At 73.0% G+C, this 16,562-nt stretch carries 17 protein-coding genes, 1 pseudogene and 1 riboswitch; of the genes and pseudogenes, 13 read left to right on the forward strand and 5 right to left on the reverse strand.

What is annotated here, in order from left to right; all coding sequences use genetic code 11:
* Nucleotides 1-48 precede the first annotated feature (48 nt).
* The 3 genes from ACFV6X_RS19890 (at nt 49) to ACFV6X_RS19900 (ending at nt 2,531) form a co-directional block, all read left to right on the forward strand.
* Nucleotides 49-1,053, forward strand: coding sequence for an ABC transporter permease (locus tag ACFV6X_RS19890; protein ID WP_385385244.1), 1,005 nt, complete (start codon nt 49-51; stop codon nt 1,051-1,053).
* Nucleotides 1,054-1,235: 182 nt separating this feature from the next.
* Nucleotides 1,236-1,550 carry a hypothetical protein gene (locus ACFV6X_RS19895; RefSeq protein WP_385385351.1) on the forward strand — a complete coding sequence of 105 codons (315 nt, stop codon included), beginning with the start codon at nt 1,236-1,238 and terminating at the stop codon, nt 1,548-1,550.
* 301 nt (nt 1,551-1,851) lie between these two features.
* Nucleotides 1,852-2,054, forward strand: a riboswitch (cyclic di-AMP (ydaO/yuaA leader).
* A gap of 3 nt (nt 2,055-2,057) precedes the next feature.
* Nucleotides 2,058-2,531, forward strand: a complete 474-nt coding sequence (locus ACFV6X_RS19900; RefSeq protein WP_365444920.1) for a C40 family peptidase — start codon at nt 2,058-2,060, stop codon at nt 2,529-2,531.
* Between the two features lie 72 nt (nt 2,532-2,603).
* Here ACFV6X_RS19900 and ACFV6X_RS19905 read toward each other — a convergent pair.
* Nucleotides 2,604-3,157: pseudogene (locus tag ACFV6X_RS19905) on the reverse strand (LysE family translocator); the annotation flags it as partial.
* A gap of 251 nt (nt 3,158-3,408) precedes the next feature.
* Here ACFV6X_RS19905 and ACFV6X_RS19910 point away from each other — a divergent pair.
* Nucleotides 3,409-3,549, forward strand: coding sequence for a hypothetical protein (locus tag ACFV6X_RS19910; protein WP_385385246.1), 141 nt, complete (start codon nt 3,409-3,411; stop codon nt 3,547-3,549).
* Nucleotides 3,550-3,626: 77 nt separating this feature from the next.
* On the opposite strand, the gene ACFV6X_RS19915 is transcribed toward ACFV6X_RS19910, so the two are convergent.
* On the reverse strand, nt 3,627-4,085 hold the full coding sequence (locus ACFV6X_RS19915; RefSeq protein WP_385385248.1) for an ATP-binding protein: 459 nt from the start codon (nt 4,083-4,085) through the stop codon (nt 3,627-3,629).
* Between the two features lie 212 nt (nt 4,086-4,297).
* Here ACFV6X_RS19915 and ACFV6X_RS19920 point away from each other — a divergent pair, with 212 nt between their 5' ends.
* Nucleotides 4,298-5,158, forward strand: coding sequence for a helix-turn-helix domain-containing protein (locus tag ACFV6X_RS19920; RefSeq protein WP_385385250.1), 861 nt, complete (start codon nt 4,298-4,300; stop codon nt 5,156-5,158).
* Nucleotides 5,159-5,167: 9 nt separating this feature from the next.
* Nucleotides 5,168-5,389 carry a DUF397 domain-containing protein gene (locus ACFV6X_RS19925; protein WP_196464322.1) on the forward strand — a complete coding sequence of 74 codons (222 nt, stop codon included), beginning with the start codon at nt 5,168-5,170 and terminating at the stop codon, nt 5,387-5,389.
* 97 nt (nt 5,390-5,486) lie between these two features.
* Here ACFV6X_RS19925 and ACFV6X_RS19930 read toward each other — a convergent pair whose 3' ends face one another.
* Nucleotides 5,487-6,614: an 8-amino-7-oxononanoate synthase gene (locus tag ACFV6X_RS19930; protein ID WP_385385253.1), complete on the reverse strand. Its 1,128-nt coding sequence runs from the start codon at nt 6,612-6,614 to the stop codon at nt 5,487-5,489.
* A gap of 153 nt (nt 6,615-6,767) precedes the next feature.
* Between ACFV6X_RS19930 and bioB the strand changes: the two genes are divergently transcribed.
* The 4 genes from bioB to ACFV6X_RS19950 all read left to right on the forward strand — a co-directional run bounded on the left by bioB (nt 6,768) and on the right by ACFV6X_RS19950 (nt 11,736).
* On the forward strand, nt 6,768-8,018 hold the full coding sequence (gene bioB / locus ACFV6X_RS19935) for a biotin synthase BioB (protein ID WP_385385255.1): 1,251 nt from the start codon (nt 6,768-6,770) through the stop codon (nt 8,016-8,018).
* Nucleotides 8,011-9,291: an adenosylmethionine--8-amino-7-oxononanoate transaminase gene (locus ACFV6X_RS19940; RefSeq protein WP_385385257.1), complete on the forward strand. Its 1,281-nt coding sequence runs from the start codon at nt 8,011-8,013 to the stop codon at nt 9,289-9,291. Before bioB ends, ACFV6X_RS19940 begins: the two co-directional genes overlap by 8 nt.
* A 1-nt stretch (nt 9,292) precedes the next feature.
* Nucleotides 9,293-10,021, forward strand: a complete 729-nt coding sequence (gene bioD, locus ACFV6X_RS19945; protein ID WP_385385259.1) for a dethiobiotin synthase — start codon at nt 9,293-9,295, stop codon at nt 10,019-10,021.
* Between the two features lie 1,034 nt (nt 10,022-11,055).
* Nucleotides 11,056-11,736, forward strand: a complete 681-nt coding sequence (locus ACFV6X_RS19950) for a class I SAM-dependent methyltransferase (protein WP_385385261.1) — start codon at nt 11,056-11,058, stop codon at nt 11,734-11,736.
* A gap of 9 nt (nt 11,737-11,745) precedes the next feature.
* On the opposite strand, the gene ACFV6X_RS19955 is transcribed toward ACFV6X_RS19950, so the two are convergent.
* Together ACFV6X_RS19955 and ACFV6X_RS19960 are read right to left on the reverse strand one after the other, a co-directional pair.
* Complete coding sequence (locus tag ACFV6X_RS19955) at nt 11,746-12,120, reverse strand: fic family toxin-antitoxin system, toxin component (protein ID WP_385385263.1); 375 nt, start codon at nt 12,118-12,120, stop codon at nt 11,746-11,748.
* 4 nt (nt 12,121-12,124) lie between these two features.
* Entirely contained in the window at nt 12,125-12,406 is a 282-nt protein-coding gene (locus tag ACFV6X_RS19960; protein ID WP_385385265.1) for an antitoxin, read from the reverse strand.
* A gap of 224 nt (nt 12,407-12,630) precedes the next feature.
* On the opposite strand from ACFV6X_RS19960, the gene ACFV6X_RS19965 reads away from it, so the two are divergent.
* From ACFV6X_RS19965 to ACFV6X_RS19975, 3 genes are all read left to right on the forward strand, one after another.
* Nucleotides 12,631-13,443, forward strand: coding sequence for an ABC transporter ATP-binding protein (locus tag ACFV6X_RS19965; protein ID WP_385385267.1), 813 nt, complete (start codon nt 12,631-12,633; stop codon nt 13,441-13,443).
* A gap of 4 nt (nt 13,444-13,447) precedes the next feature.
* A complete protein-coding gene (locus ACFV6X_RS19970) occupies nt 13,448-16,015 on the forward strand; it encodes an ABC transporter permease (protein ID WP_385385269.1) in 2,568 nt (855 codons plus the stop codon).
* A gap of 106 nt (nt 16,016-16,121) precedes the next feature.
* Nucleotides 16,122-16,550 (forward strand): GNAT family N-acetyltransferase, encoded by a 429-nt coding sequence (locus ACFV6X_RS19975; RefSeq protein ID WP_385385271.1) that lies wholly within the window; start codon nt 16,122-16,124, stop codon nt 16,548-16,550.
* Nucleotides 16,551-16,562 lie beyond the last annotated feature (12 nt).

A 16,562-nucleotide genomic window follows, 5' to 3' on the forward strand; every position in this document is an offset into this window, starting at 1 on the left:
TAAAACGAACGATCCTTCTTTTTTGGACGCCCACCCGAGGGGGAACCCATGTCCACACCCGGCACGCACTCCACCCGCCCCGGACCCCGGCACGTCGTCGCGGTCGTCGTCCTCGTGCCGCTCGTTGCGGCACTGGCACTGTGGGCCTTCGCCTGGCCGGCCGCCCGCACCGCGCCGCACGACCTGCCGCTCGGTGTCGCGGGCCCGGCCACCGCCACCGTGCAGATCCAGCAGCAGCTGGCACGGCATCAAGGCGCTTTCGAGATCCACCGCTACGCCGACGAGACCGCGGCCCGCGAGGCCGTCGAGGACCGGACGGTGTACGGCGCGATCGTCGTCACCGCCCAGGGTCCCGAGCTGCTGACCGCGTCGGCCGCGAGCCCGGTGGTCGCGCAGCTGCTCCAGCAGGCGATGTCCGCCGAGGGCGCCCGGCCCCGCACCGTGGACGTGGTGGCCGCTCCCGAGAGCGACCCGCGGGGCGCCGCACTCGCCGCGAGCGTGCTGCCGCTGGCGCTGGCCGGGATCGCGGCGGGCGCGGCCGTCTCCGTGCGGGGGCTGCGCGGGATCCGGGCGGTGACCGCGCTGGTGGGCGCGTCCGCGCTGGTCGGCGTCATCGCGGCCGCGATCGCGCACAGCTGGCTGGGGGTCCTCACCGGCGACTGGTGGGCCGAGGCCGCCGTCCTCGGGCTGTCGACGCTGGCGGTGAGCAGCGCGGTCGCCGGGCTCGCCGCACTCCTGGGCCATGCCGGGATCGGCATCGCCGCGGGCACGCTGATGCTGTTCGGCAACCCGTTCTCCGGTGCGGGGTCGGCGCCGCAGATGCTGCCCGAGCCGGCCGGGGCGATCGGCCAGTGGTTGCCGCCGGGCGCGGGGACGACGCTGCTGCGCTCGGTGTCGTACTTCGACGGCGCGGCGGCGCTCGGCCCGGCGCTGACCCTCATCTGGTGGGCCGCGATCGGGCTCGGCGCGGTGCTGCTGGGCAGTGCGCTGAAGTCCCGTACCGGGGTGGCGAAGCAGTCCGCGGCCGAGCGGGAGCCCGCACCGGCGGGCTGACCACGAGCAGGCCGTGCGCCCCGCTGCGGCGGACGGGGCGCACGGCCTCTTCACGCTGCCCGGCACGCGGGTGACGGCCGGTCAGCGGGTGCTGTGCGGGCCCCTCGAGGGTCAGGCCGGTGATCTGGGCATTCAGGGCGCGGAGTCGGCGGGGCCGCGCACCCGGCTGGGCGAGATGCTGCCTGATCCACCGGATCGTCCCGCACCGCAAGGACGTGCAGGGCCTCTTCGAGCATCTCGACCCGGCGTGCGCCGACGACACCTATCGTGGACAGCGCGCCGCTCAGGCGCTGGTGCGCAGGGCCGTCGAACCGCGCGACGCACTCACGCCGATGCACCGGCGGGGCGAGAGCGAACTCCCCGCACGAATCCTCGCGCGGGCGCTGCGCGTGCTGGACGGTGAACGCCGCGCGGCGCGTGTCCCCGTTGCACCGCGCTCCGACAGTTGCGGCAGGGCTGATCCACCCGCCGTCGCCTCGGACCGCCGGGAGTCATGACGGAATGTGCGGGCGGGAGTTGAAACGGACCAAAAGGGCTACCGCCGTCCGGATGACCTTCACCCCCTTTCTCGGGGCCCTTGCGGTTGCGCAACGAGGGCTGCTCCGGGGCGGAATGAGACCTTCCCTCGCTGGTCCGGGGTCGCGTGGCGCCCTTGACACCCGTTCGCACAGGAGGCTGTCCACCCGAACGGGTGAGTGGTGAGTAACGCCACAAATCCCCGATTGCGTTGGGATTTTCGGACTTCCGTGAGTCAAGATCCCTGACTGACGACAAGCCCCCGCCGCCGCGGCGGGGCGGTCCGGGCGGACGCCGAGTCCTGCCGCCGCCCGGATGACCGGTCGACAGGAGTGGATCGGCAGGAGTGGAGGACCCGAGCACGACGGGTCGCCGGAGCGCAATCTCCGAGCGTCCCTTGGGGTGAAGCCGTGGCAACGCGGCCGGGCAACTTCGCCAGCCCGAATCCGACAGGTCATCCTTCACAGGCGGCTGACGAAGGGTTGCGCATGACCGCGCTCAATCGTGTCCCGTCGCTGATGGCCCGCGCTGGTACGGCCTCGGCCCTCACCCTCGCCGCGGTGGGCGGCTCCGTCGTTGCTCCGGGCTTCGCCTCGGAGGCCGCGGCCGCCACACCGGCGACGAAGGCACTCCAGATCGCCGCCTCGAAGAAGGGCTCCCCGTACAGGTGGGGCGCCACCGGGCCGCGCAGGTTCGACTGCTCCGGGCTGACGCTGTACTCGTTCAAGAAGGCGGGCAAGAAGCTGCCCCGCACGGCCGCCCAGCAGTACAACAAGACCCGCCACGTCGGGGCCAAGAGCCGCAAGGCCGGTGACCTCGTGTTCTTCCACTCGGGGTCGAACGTGTACCACGTGGGGATCTACGCCGGGAAGGGGAAGATCTGGCACGCCCCGAAGACCGGGGACGTGGTGAGGCTCCAGAAGATCTGGACCAAGAGCGTCTGGTACGGCCGGGTGAAGTGACCCTCGGGTGGCGGTGGCGGCGCCCGGAGGGGACGCCGCCGCCCCGCCCGTGACACGGACTCGGACCGACTCGGACAGCAGGGTCGCGCCGAGGACCGTCAGCGCGGCGCCCGTGACGCTGTCCAGGGCACGGGCGGCGCCCGGCCTGCGCAGCCAGTGGCCGAGACGGTCCACCAGCAGGGCCACCGCCGGGAACCACACCAGGGGCGAGGGCCACGATGATCAGCGCCCGCAGCAGGGTGCGCGGCAGTGCCGGGGCGCCTGCCGGGACGAACTGCGGCAGCAGGCTGAGGAAGGTCACCGGCGCCTTGGGGTTCGGGGCGTTGGTGACGAAGCCCTGGCACAGCGGGGTGCACGGCGGCCGGGGTCGGCTCCCCGCCGGCGGCGGTACAGGGCCGTCGTACGGCCCACAGGGCCCGGAGCCCGAGAAAGAGCACGTAGGTGCGCGGCCGGCCGGCTGGAGGGCCCGGAACAGCGCGGGCACGGCGGCGAGAACGGCCGCGACGCCGGCCACGGGCGGGCGGTGTGCGGCAGCAGCCCGCCCGCGATCCCCGGCGCGCACGCCACGCCGACCCGGCGGGAGATCAACGCGTTGCGTACGAGACGGTGAAGTCCGCGCCCGGCATGGCGGCCACGCCCTCGGCCGCGAGGGGCTCGCGGCTGCCGCCGGCCGAGCCGGCCGGGCAGCCGTTGAGCGGCGTGGCGCCGGACCACCCCGCCCGGCAGGGGGGAGGCGGCGCTGGCACGCGCCGGGACGGCGCCCCCCGGTACTGGTCGCCACGCCGGGGTACGCCGTCGTGTGCGCGCTCGTGAGCGCGGGGCTCGGGGTGGCGGTCGTACCGGAGGTGGTGGCGCGCACGGCGGTCACGCCGGTGGGATGCGCCCGCTGTCGGCGGGCGAGCTGCGCCGCACGACCTCGTTCGCCCACCGCACCGGCGGGACGACCCCGGCGGCGGACGTCTTCCGCGCCCTCCTCCGCGGCGCCTTCGCCCAGGCCCGGCAGCCCCGCCCGACCTGACGCCACCCCACGACGGACCCGGCGACACCGGCTCCCCGCCCCGCCCGCTCCGGCACGGCGGCTCGCCCCCCGGTGGGCTACGGCTCCTGTCGGCCCGCCAGGCGGGCCGGGCGCACCGGTACCGTCCAGGGCAGTTCGATGGAGACCGTCTTGCCACCCTCGCGGGTCGGGCGGACTCTGAGACGGCCTCCGCACTCGGCGGTGAGCCAGCGGATGATGACCATGCCGCGGCCGTTGTCCTGCTGAACGGCGGCCGGGAGCCGCTTGGGGAAGCGTGGGTGACTGTCGGTCACCCCGATGCGGAGCTGCTCGTCGCGGTCGAGCTGCATCGCGACCGTGAAGGTGGGTGACTGACCGAGGGTGTGCTGGACGGCGTTGGTGGCGAGTTCGGAGATGATGAGCCTGATCGTGTCGGCCGCCTCGGTCTCCGGTGGCAGGCCCCATTCCGCCAGGGTGCTGACCACGTAGGTGCGGGCGGTGGAGACCGAGGCGGGATCGCTCGGCAGAGTGACGGATGCTTCCAGATGGTCTGCCATGGCGACGTCGTCCCTTTCCCACGGGACCGCAGTCCGACACGGAGCGGATGGTTCGAGTACGGTCCCGGACTGGTGCTTCTTCGCCAGACTGCCACTCAAAGCCCGGTAGCGGTGGCGATCCACCAAGATATGCATATATCTGTCGCTCGAAGCGGTGAACTCTGCGACGGCAGAGCGTATTTGGGCGGCTCGGAAGGAGTAAGGAGTAGCCCATGCAGCACGGTCCCGCGGTGCGCCGCCGGAAACTGGGCGCCGAATTACGCACACTGCGAGGCCGCGCGGGCCTCACAAGCGGTGAGGCGGCCCGGCTGGTGGGATGGCACCAGTCGAAAGTGAGCCGGATCGAGACCGGCGCCAGCGGCGTGAAACCGGCCGATGTGCGGTTACTCCTGGATGCCTACGGGGTTGACGACGCCCAACTCGGAGATCTCCTTCTGGCGTTGGCGGGCTCCGGCGACGGCCACGGCCGTGACCACTGGTGGCACGCCTACAAGGGGGTGCTGCCGCCCACCTACCGGGACTTCATCAGTCTGGAGTCGCAGGCCGGCGCCATGCGCACACTGGAGACCTCCGTCGTCCCGGGCCTGCTCCAGACCCCCGAGTACGCCCGCGCCGTGACCCGCGCCGCGGTCGAGGGCCTGGACGAGAGCCGCCTGGACGCCCTGGTGGAGGTACGTCTGGCCAGGCAGGACGTGCTCCGTTCGCACCCTCCGCTGGTGCTGAGCGCGGTGCTCGACGAGGCGGTGCTGCGCCGGGAGGTCGGCGGCCAGGAGGTGATGGCGCGCCAGCTGGAGCGGCTCGTGGCGGCCGCCCGCCTGCCCCAGGTGCGGCTCCAGGTGCTGCCCTTCGCCGCGGGGGCGCACATCGGTATCACCGGCCCTTTCGTTATCTTCTCATTTTCGAGCACTTCTGATCTGGATGTTGTGGTTCTAGACCACTTGACGAGTAGCCTCTACCTCGAAAGGAAAGAAGACGTAGAGGCCTACACCGAGGCCTTCAACGCCCTTCAGTTCCACGCCCTTTCGCCCGAGGAATCGTTGGACTACATCGCCGGGATAGGTGACGGCGTGTAAGGAGGCACCATGACCGCACTGCCTCGGAACGTACCTTCCAGCACGCAACTGCTCGGTGTGCACTGGCTGCGCAGCAGCTACAGCACCGGCGCCAACAACTGCGTCGAGACAGCCCGGCCGGCCCTGGGCCCGTGGGCCGGTCTGCTCGCCGTACGCGACTCCAAGGACCCGGCCGGACCCGCGCTGCTCTTCTCCCCCGAGAGCTGGGCGGGGTTCACGGCTCACCTCTGACAGGTCCTGCTGGCTTTCGCATTCGACCCACCCTGATTGGGTCGGATCACTTCTGATCAGTTCCGAACAGCGCGATGCACGGCCGTGGTCCGCCGACTCATGGTCGCGTGTCGCCGATGACTCGTACAGCGCGTTCGATCTGGTCCCCGGAGAGGTCCGCGCGGGCCGTCAGCCGCAGCCGGGAGATGCCGTCGGGCACGGAGGGAGGTCGGAAGCAGCCCACGGCGAGCCCCTCGGCGCGGCAGTCGGCCGCCCAGCGCACGGCGCTCTCCGGGGACGGCGCGCGCACGGAGACGACCGCGGCGTCCGGCCGTACCGCCGCCAGGCCCAGAGCCGTCAGCCGGGTGTGCAGTTCGCCCGCCACCGCGCGCGCCCGCGCCGCCCGGTCCGGCTCACCGCGCAGCAGACGCAGCGCCGCCAGCGCCGCACCCGCGGCGGCGGGAGCCAGACCGGTGTCGAAGATGAACGTCCGGGCCGCGTTCACCAGATGGTCGATCACCCGGGCCGGGCCGAGCACCGCGCCCCCCTGGCTGCCCAGCGACTTCGACAGCGTGACCGTGACGACCACGTCGTCCGCGCCCGCCAGCCCCACCGCGTAGGGCGCCCCCCGGCCGCCGTCGCCGAGCACCCCGAGGCCGTGCGCGTCGTCCACGACCAGCCCCGCGCCACTCTCCCGGCACGCCTGCGCCAGAGCGGTGAGTGGGGCCTGGTCCCCGTCCACCGAGAAGACCGTGTCGGACACGGCCACCGCCGGTCCGTCATGCGTGTGCAGCGCCTTGCGCACCGCCTCCGGGTCGGCGTGCGCGACGACCTGCGTGGTGCCCCGGGCCAGTCGGCAGCCGTCGATGAGCGAGGCGTGGTTGCCCGCGTCGGAGACGATCAGCGAGCCGTGCGGCGCCAGGGCGGTGACCGCGGCCAGGTTGGCGGCGTAACCGGAGGAGAAGACGAGCGCCGCCTCGAAGCCGCAGAAGCCGGCCAGCTCGCGTTCGAGTTCCGTGTGCAGTGCGGTGGTGCCGGTGACCAGGCGGGAGCCGGTCGCCCCGCCGCCCCACGTCCGCGCCGCCCGCGCGGCGCCCTCGACGACCTCGGGATGGCGGGCCAGACCCAGATAGTCGTTGCTCGCCAGGTCGAGCAGCGGCGAGTCGGCCGGGCGGGGACGCAGGGTCCGTACGAGTCCGGCGCCCCGGCGCAACTCCGCCTGCTCGTCGATCCAGCCGAACGCCATGGGGTCCGTCCTCCGGTGTTTTTGTAGGCAGTGAACAGACACTAGCGGGACCCATCGGGGCTCAGGGTGTGGCAATACCCACACGTCGAACACGCGGGGTTGTGCGAAGTCTCCTCTTGGCCGGAAGCGGTGCGTTAGGACAGGATCACTTTCATGGACCTGCTGAACACGCTGGTGGACAAGGGGCTTCGGCGCGAGACGCCGACCCGCGAGGAAGCACTGGCCGTCCTCGCCACTTCCGACGACGACCTACTCGATGTGGTGGCCGCGGCCGGCAAGGTGCGCCGCCACTGGTTCGGCCGAAGGGTGAAGCTCAACTACCTGGTCAACCTCAAGTCGGGCCTGTGCCCGGAGGACTGCTCGTACTGCTCCCAACGGCTCGGTTCCAAGGCCGGGATCCTCAAGTACACCTGGCTGAAGCCCGGCGAGGCCTCCGAGGCCGCCGCCGCGGGCCTCGCGGGCGGTGCCAAGCGGGTCTGTCTGGTGGCCAGCGGACGCGGGCCGACCGACCGGGACGTCGACCGGGTCTCCGAGACGATCAGGACGATCAAGGAGCAGAACGAGGGCGTCGAGGTGTGCGCCTGCCTCGGTCTGCTCTCCGACGGCCAGGCGGAGCGGCTGCGCGAGGCCGGCGCCGACGCCTACAACCACAACCTCAACACGTCCGAGGGCACGTACGCGGACATCACGACCACGCATACCTACGCCGACCGTGTCGAGACCGTGCAGAAGGCGCACGCGGCCGGCCTGTCGGCCTGCTCCGGTCTGATCGCGGGGATGGGCGAGTCGGACGAGGACCTGGTCGACGTCGTCTTCTCGCTGCGCGAGCTGGACCCGGACTCGGTGCCGGTCAACTTCCTGATCCCGTTCGAGGGCACGCCGCTCGCCAAGGAGTGGCACCTCACCCCGCAGCGCTGTCTGCGGATCCTCGCGATGGTGCGGTTCGTCTGCCCGGACGTCGAGGTGCGCATCGCGGGCGGCCGCGAGGTCCATCTGCGCACGATGCAGCCCCTCGCCCTGCACCTGGCCAACTCCGTCTTCCTGGGCGACTACCTCACCAGCGAGGGCCAGGCCGGCAAGGCGGACCTGGAGATGATCGCCGACGCCGGGTTCGAGGTGGAGGGCGCCGATCAGGTGACGCTGCCGGAGCACCGGGTGGGCGGTGGCTGCGGATCGCACGAGGGCGCGGCGGGCGGCGGCTGCGGCTCGCACAGCAGTGCGGAAGGCGCCGGCTGCGAGTCGCACGCGGACGCCGGGTGCGGGTCCCACGAGGGCGGGGGGTGCGGGTCCCACGAGGGCGGGGTCCGCGGTTCCGCGCCTGTCCCGCAGGCCATCGAGCCACGCACGGACCTGGTCGCCGTACGCCGCCGGGGTGCCGGAACGGATCTCGCGCCCAATGCCTGACCTGCCCCTTCCGGAGCTGCTGGACCTCGACCGGCGGCACGTCTGGCATCCGTACGGCCCCATGCCCGGCCGGCAGGAACCGCTCGTCGTGGAGTCGGCGAGCGGAATCCGGCTGCGGCTCGCGGACGGTTCGGGCGAGCTGATCGACGGGATGTCGTCCTGGTGGTCGGCGATCCACGGCTACAACCACCCGGTGCTGAACGAGGCCGCGCGCGAGCAGTTGTCGCGGATGAGCCACGTGATGTTCGGCGGGCTCACGCACGAGCCCGCCGTACGGCTGGCGAAGCTCCTTGTCGACATGTCTCCTGACGGTCTGGAGCATGTGTTCCTCGCCGACTCGGGGTCGGTGTCGGTCGAGGTCGCGGTCAAGATGTGCCTGCAGTACTGGCGTTCGCTCGGCCGGCCGGAGAAGCGCCGCCTGTTCACCTGGCGGGGCGGCTACCACGGCGACACCTGGCAGCCGATGTCGGTGTGCGACCCCGACGGGGGCATGCACGAGCTGTGGACCGGGGTGCTGCCACGTCAGGTCTTCGCCGACGCGCCTCCGGCGACGTACGAGGAGTCGTACGCGGAGCAGCTGCGCACGGCGATCGAGCGGCACGCCGGTGAACTGGCCGCCGTCGTCGTCGAACCGGTGGTGCAGGGCGCGGGCGGGATGCGGTTCCACTCCCCCGCGTATCTGCGGGTGCTGCGCGAGGCGTGCGACGCGCACGACGTGCTGCTCGTGTTCGACGAGATCGCGACCGGCTTCGGCCGGACGGGCGCGCTGTTCGCGGCGGAACACGCGGGCGTGACGCCGGATGTGATGTGCGTGGGCAAGGCGCTGACCGGCGGTTACCTGACCATGGCCGCAACGCTGTGCACGCCGCGGGTCGCCGACGGCATCTCGCGGGGCGAGGTGCCGGTGCTGGCGCACGGGCCGACGTTCATGGGCAATCCGCTGGCTGCTGCCGTGGCCTGTGCCTCGATCGAGCTGCTGCTCGGTCAGGACTGGCGCACCGAGGTCAAGCGGATCGAGGCGGGACTGCGGGCGGGGCTGGCACCGGCCGCGGACCTTCCGGGCGTACGGGAGGTGCGGGTCCTGGGCGCCATCGGCGTGGTCCAGCTGGACCACGAGGTGGACATGACGGTGGCGACGCGGGCCGCCGTGCGCGAGGGCGTGTGGCTGCGGCCGTTCCGCGACCTCGTCTACACCATGCCGCCGTACGTCACGGGAGACGCGGACCTGGCACGGATCGGGCGCGCGGTGTGCGCGGCCGCGCGGGAGGGATGACATGCCGATCCTGGTGATCACGGGGACGGGCACGGAGGTCGGCAAGACGGTCACGACGGCCGCGATCGCCGCGTCGGCGACGGCCGCGGGGCGTTCGGTCGCCGTTCTGAAGGCCGCCCAGACGGGCGTACGGCCCGATGAGCCCGGGGACGCGGAGGAGGTGACGCGGCTGGCGGGCCCGGTCACGGCGACCGAACTTGCCCGGTACCCGGAGCCGTTGGCGCCGGGCACCGCGGCGCGGCGCGCCGGGCTGGCACCGGTGCATCCGCACGACATCGCCGAGGCCGCCGCCAAGCTGGCCACCGAGCACGATCTGGTGCTGCTGGAGGGCGCGGGCGGGCTGCTGGTGCGGTTCGACCCGGCGGGCGGGACGCTGGCGGACGCGGCCGGGCTCCTGGCGGCGCCGGTGCTGGTGGTGGTCGCGGCGGGGCTGGGGACGCTCAACACCACCGAGCTGACGGCGCGTGAGGTGCGCGCCCGGGGGCTCGACCTGGCGGGGGTGGTGATCGGCAGCTGGCCCACCGAGCCGGATCTGGCCTCGCGCTGCAATCTGGCGGATCTGCCGGAGGTGGCGGACGCGCCGCTGCTGGGTGCCCTGCCGGCCGGCTCGGGGGCGGTGGCACCGGAGGCCTTCCGGGCGGCGGCACCGGGATGGCTGGCGCCGCGGCTCGACGGCACGTGGGACGCGGAGGCGTTCCGGATCCGGGAGCGGCCGCGGGCGCTCGGCTGAACGCCCGCGGGGCGTCGCACGACAAAGCTCCGCCGGGGCCGTCGGTTGTTCGCCGGGGCCGGCGGTCCGGTGAGCGACCGGCCGTGGGCCGACGGCGGGGTGAGCGGCTGGGCCGTCGGCCGGCGGGGGCGTGAGCGGCTGGGCCGGCGGGAGCATGAGCGGTTGGGCCGTCGGCCGGTGGGAGCGATCGGCCGGCGGAGGGATCGGCCGGCGGGGCCGTCAGCGGGGCGGTCGCGGGGAGGCGGTCGGCGGTGGGCGGCTCCGCCTCGGGCCGCCGGTAGGTGTAGCCCTGCCCTCGGGTAGCCGCTCGGCCGGCGGGGCGGTGAGCGGCTGGCCCATCGGCCGGCGGGAGCATGAACGGCTGGGCCGTCGGCCGACGGGGGCGGCCGGCGGGTGGGATCCTCAGCGGGGCGGTCGTCGGTCAGGGGTGGGCGGCTCCGCCTTCGGTTCCGTGGGGGCGACTCGACCGTCGGGCGAGCGCTCGGCCGAGCGGTGCCGTCAGCGGTGGGCGGCTCCGCCCTTGGTCCGGCCGGTCGGCGCGACTGGGCCGGTGGGCAACAGCGGGGCCGTCAGCAGGGCGATCGGCGGTGGGCGGCTCCGCCCTCGGTCCGGCCGGTCGGTGCAGGCGTGGCTCGATCGATCGGCAACCGCTCGGCCGAGCGGGGGCACCCCGTCAGCCCGTGCGTGGCTCCACCGTCGGGCAACAGCTCGGCCGACGGGGCGGTCACCGGGGCGGCAGCCCGACAGCGGTGTCCGGGTCCGGCCTCGGTTCGCCGGTGGGTGTCGCGCGGGCTCGGGCAGTCGCTCGGTCATCGGCGTCGACCGCCCTCCGTCGGCCCCCGGTTGGGGGCTCGGCGTGGGTTTCGTGCGCCGCGGCGCTGACCGGTGGCTCGGCGACCGACCGCGCTCCGGGCAACAACCGCGGCATCAAGAAGCCGCCGCGCGCGACTTCGTGGCGTGCGCGGCGGACGGGGGTGCACCGGGCGTTTCCGGGGGACAATCCCGGTACGGCCCGTCCTGCCCGGGAGGTTTCCATGCCGCTTCGGTCCGCCGGCACCGGCAAGGTGGCGCGGGATCCCGTGCACCACCCGCTGTTCGCCCGCTACTACGCCCGCGTCAGCGTGGCCGCCGAGACCCGCTTGGGCATGGGCCAGGTACGCGACCGGCTGCTCGCCGGACTGTCCGGGCGGGTGATCGAGATCGGCGCGGGCAACGGACTGAACTTCGCGCACTACCCGCGCACGGTCGCCGAGGTCGTCGCCATCGAACCGGAGCGCAGCCTGCGGAAGCTGGCGGTGGAGACCGCCCTGCGCGCCGACGTGCCCGTCGACGTGGTGCCGGGTGTGGCGGAAGCACTGCCGGTCAAGAGCGAGGGCTTCGACGCGGTGGTGCTGTCGCTGGTGCTGTGCAGCGTGCGGGACGTGCCGCGCGCCCTCGGCGAGGTGCGGCGGGTGCTGCGGCCGGGCGGTCAGGTGCGGTTCTTCGAGCACGGGCGGGGCGGTGGCCGCGCCATGGGCTTCACACAGCGCGCGCTGGACCGCACGCTGTGGCCCGTGCTGACCGGCGGCTGCCATCTGTCCCGGGACCCGGTGGGCGCGTTCCGGGACGCCGGGTTCGAACTCGGCCCGTACCGGCGCATGCTGATGCCGGAGAAGGGGCCGGTCCTGCCCTCGTCGTTCTGCGTGCTCGGCACCGCGTGGCGGCCGCAGCCGTAGGCAGGCGCCTCACAGGCTCCACTGGCGCAGCTCGCGCGCGATGTCGTGCACCGACGCCTCACCGCTCTTGACGAGCCGGGCCAGATCGCGCACCTGCTCGGGCGAGGTGACGACCTTGGCGCCGCTCGCGACGAGGTAGGCGTAGGCGACGGCGGAGGCGAACAGGGCGTTGGAGCGCTCCAGCGCCGGGACGTGGATGAGCAACTGGAGCAGGGCGGCGGCGCGGGTGTGCGGGGTGTCGTACACGGGGAGGTCGAAGATCTCGGCCTGGTGGCGGGCGACGGCGGCGACGAGGGCGCCCCAGTCGGTGACCTGGGGGTCCCCCGGCGTCTTCTGTTCGGCGAGCATCAGGAGCCAGGCGAGGTCGATGGTGAGGTCGCTCAAGGGATCAGCGGCGACCTTCGCTCGTGCGGCCCCCACGGCTTTCCTTCGTGGGGCGTGCGCTCACGCGGCCCTCGCGGTCGGTGCCGAACTCTTCCGCGAACACCGACTCGTACTGCTTCATGAAGTCGGCGGCGGCCTCCACGAAGGTGTGGCCGACCTCGCCGGTGTCCTGCTTGACGAGCTCCTCGATGTAGCGGTTGACGCTCATCCCGCGCGCGAGGGCGCGTTCGCGTGCCGCGCGGGCGGTGTCCTCGTCGACGCGAACGTTCAGCTGGGTCTTGGCCATACTTCGAAGCTAGCGCTCGGACGCTAGCACGGCAAGGGGCCACCGCACGGCCGGTTGCCTGCCCCCTACAGCCGTCTCCGGTGCACGACCTGGGCAGGAGAACACCCGGGACCTCCGGGGGATACCGTGTGTGCCGCGCGTCACACTACTGTCTGCCCCAGCCGGGAAGTCGTCCGCGCGGTACCCGGGACGCCCATGAGCGAGGAGCGACCAAGGAGGACCCCTTGTCCACACCTGCTGCGCAGCACGCCCCGGGACACGCCTCGGCCGACGGGGTCGCCGCCCGCACCCGGGGGCTGACCAAGGCGTACGGCTCGGGCGAGACGACGGTGCTCGCCCTGGACTCGGTGGACGTCGACATCGCGCGCGGGCGCTTCACCGCCGTGATGGGCCCCTCGGGGTCCGGCAAGTCCACCCTCATGCATTGCCTGGCCGGGCTCGACACCGTCTCGGCGGGCCAGGTGTGGCTCGGCGGCACCGAGATCACCGGGCTGAAGGAGCGCGAGCTGACACGCCTGCGCCGGGACCGGATCGGCTTCATGTTCCAGTCGTTCAACCTGATCCCGACGCTGAACGCGCTGGAGAACATCACCCTGCCCATGGACATCGCGGGCCGGAACCCCGACCAGAAGTGGCTCGACCAGGTCATCGACACCCTCGGGCTGCGGGACCGGCTCAAGCACCGCCCGTCCCAGCTGTCCGGCGGCCAGCAGCAGCGCGTCGCCTGTGCCCGCGCCCTTGCCTCCCGGCCGGAGCTGATCTTCGCGGACGAGCCGACCGGCAACCTCGACTCGCGCGCGGGCCTGGAGGTCCTCGGCTTCCTGCGGGAGGCCGTCGACACACTCGGGCAGACCGTCGTCATGGTCACCCACGACGCGGGCGCCGCCGCCCACTCCGACCTGGTGCTCTTCCTCGGCGACGGGCGAATGGTCGACGAGATGGAGCGACCGACGGCCGAGGCGGTGCTGGAACGCATGAAGCGGTTCGACGGGATCCGCCGTCAGTACGACGACGGCACAAGCGCCCAGGGAGAATGACGCCGTGCTGAAGGCGACGCTCAGAAGCTTCCTCGCCCACAAGGGGCGGCTGCTCCTCTCGGCGCTGGCGGTGCTGCTGTCCGTGGCGTTCGTCGCGGGCAGCCTGATCTTCTCCGACACCGTCAGCCGCACCTTCGACCGGCTCTTCGCGTCGACCGCGGCCGATGTCACCGTCAGCCCCAAGGAGACCCTCGCCGAGGCGGTGCCGTCCGGTGCCACGGCCACCCTGCCGGCCGCCCTCGCCGAGCGGGTCGCCGGGATCGACGGGGTGGCCGCCGCCCGCGCGGAGGTCGAGGTCCAGAACATCACCGTCGTCGACGACCGCAACGAGTCGGTCAGCCCGACGAGCGGCGCCCCCACGCTCGGCAACAACTGGAACCCGACCGAGCGCAGCCCCGTGGAGCTGACCTCCGGTCACGTCCCGCGCGGCCCCGGCGAGGCGCTGATCGACTCCGAGACGGCCGAGCGCAGCGACGTAGGGGTGGGCGACACCCTGACGGTGATCGCCGCGCCCGGCTCGTTCAGGGCCGAGGTGGTCGGCATCGTCACCTTCACCACGACCAACCCCGGTGCCGCGCTGCTGTTCGTGGACACACCGACCGCGCAGACCAAGTTCCTCGGCGACCCGAAGGGCGCCACCGGCATCACGGTGGACGCGGCGCCGGGCGTCAGCGACGACACGCTCAAGCAGCGGGTGGCGGACACCCTCGGCACCGGCCGCTACGACCTGCGCACCGCGGGCGAGAAGGCCCAGTCGGACGTCGAACAGCTCGGCGGCTTCCTCGACGTCATCAAGTGGGTGATGCTCGGCTTCGCCGGGATCGCGGTACTGGTGGGCGTGTTCCTGATCGTCAACACCTTCTCCATGCTGATCGCGCAGCGCACCCGCGAACTGGGCCTGCTGCGCGCGCTCGGCGCCGACCGCCGCCAGGTCCGCCGTTCGGTGCTGACCGAGGCGCTGCTCCTCGGCCTGGTGGGCTCCACGCTGGGCCTGGCCGCCGGCATCGGGCTCGCGGCCGGGCTGATCGGGCTGATGGGCCTGCTCGGCATGAACATCAGGTCCACCGAGATGGTCATCGGCTGGGCGACCCCCGTGACGGCGTACGTCGTCGGCGTCGGCGTCACCTTCGTCGCCGCGTACCTCCCCGCGCGCCGCGCCGCCTCCGTGTCGCCGATGGCGGCGCTCGCGGACGCGGAGGTCGCCGGGGTGGGCCGGCCGCTCAGGTTGCGCGCGATCGTGGGCACGGTCGTCGGGGCGGCCGGCGCGGCCGCGCTGGTCGGCTGCGTGGTGGCCGCCGACGTCGGATCGGCGGCCTCGCTGCTCGGTCTCGGCGTCGTACTAACGCTGGTCGCGACGGTGATCGCGGGGCCGCTGCTGGTACGGCCGGTGATCCGGGTGCTGGGCGGGTGGTTCCCGGCGCTGTTCGGTTCGGTCGGGCGGATGAGCCAGCGCAACGCCCTGCGCAACCCCCGTCGTACGGGCGCCACCGCGGCCGCGCTCATGGTCGGGCTCGCCCTCGTCGGCGGGATGTCGGTGGCGAGCGCCTCGATGACGAAATCGTTCGACGAGCAGATCGACCAGACGCTGGGCGCGGACTTCGTGCTCCAGAACGCCAACTTCGTGCCGTTCCCGCGGGAGGTCACCGAGCGGGTGCGCGAGACCGAGGGCGTCGGCCTGGTCGTGCGCTCCCGGTTCGCGCCGATCGCGGTGACCGTCCCCGACGGCGACCGGATCGAGACGACGGCCGCCGGCTACGACCCGCGGCTCGACGAGGTCGCCAACGTCTCCTACGCGCAGGGCGACAGCGCCACCGCGCTGGCCCCCGGGCGGATGGCGATGGACCGGGACTTCGCGCGGGACCACGGCCTGAAGGTCGGCAGCACGGTGCCCGTCGAGTTCCAGGGCGGACGCGAGGCCGAGCTTACCGTCGGCGCGCTGACTGACCAGGAGTCCTCCGGGGGCTTCGGCATGCAGGGCGGGATCTACTTCGGGCTCGCGGCGCTGGAGCGGTACGCGCCGGGCGCGCAGGACTCCGCGCTGTACGTCAACGGCTCGCCCGGCACCGTCGCCGACGACCTGCGTGACGGCCTGGAGACGACGCTGGAGGCGTATCCGCAGGTACAGGTGCGGGACCTGGCCGACTACAAGCAACTCGTCAACGACCAGATCGCGGTGCTGCTCTACCTGGTGTACGCGCTGCTCGGGCTGGCGATCGTCATCGCCGTGCTGGGCGTGGTCAACACCCTTGCCCTGTCCGTCGTCGAGCGCACCCGGGAGATCGGGCTGCTGCGGGCCATCGGGCTCGCCCGGCGACAGCTGCGACGGATGATCCGGCTGGAGTCGTTGGTGATCGCGGTGTTCGGAGCGGTGCTCGGCCTGGCGCTGGGGCTGGTCTGGGGCCTGTGCACCCAGCAGGTACTGGCGCTGGAGGGCATGACCGCGCTGGCGATCCCGTGGGGCACGATCGTCGCCGTCGTGATCGGCTCGGCGGTGGTCGGGGTGGCGGCGGCACTGCTGCCGGCGTTGCGGGCGTCCCGGATGAACGTACTCGCGGCGATCGCGCACGAGTGAGGACGGGTGACGGACGGGTGCCCGTCGGCGCCGTGGGCCGCCCCGTGTTTGCCCGGATGCTGGAAATCAGGCGCGGATCGGTCCCGGCCGGTGGTGGGATCACGCCATGACCGACCTGCGGATACGGGCCGCCACCCCCGACGACCTGGACACGGTGCTGACCTTCTGGAAGACCGCCGCCGAGGGCACCAGCATCAGCGACGACCGCGACGGCGTCGAACGGCTGGTCGCCCGCGACCCGAATGCGCTGATCCTGGCCGAGCGAGCGGGCGCGCTGGTAGGCACGGTGATCGCGGGCTTCGACGGCTGGCGCTGCCACCTCTACCGGCTCGCCGTGCACCCGGCCCATCGCCGCCAGGGCATCGGCGGCGCACTGCTGGCCGCCGCGGAGGAACGTTTCGTGGAACTCGGCGGACGGCGTGGGGACGCGATGGTGCTCACCGAGAACGAGACCGGGCAGCACGCGTGGCGTGCGGCGGGGTACTCGCCCGAGGAGCAGTGGCGGCGCTGGGTGAAGCCGCTGACCCTGTCCTGACATCCTTTGCCG

It is taken from the genome of Streptomyces sp. NPDC059861, assembly GCF_042731435.1.
Lineage (GTDB): Bacteria > Actinomycetota > Actinomycetes > Streptomycetales > Streptomycetaceae > Streptomyces.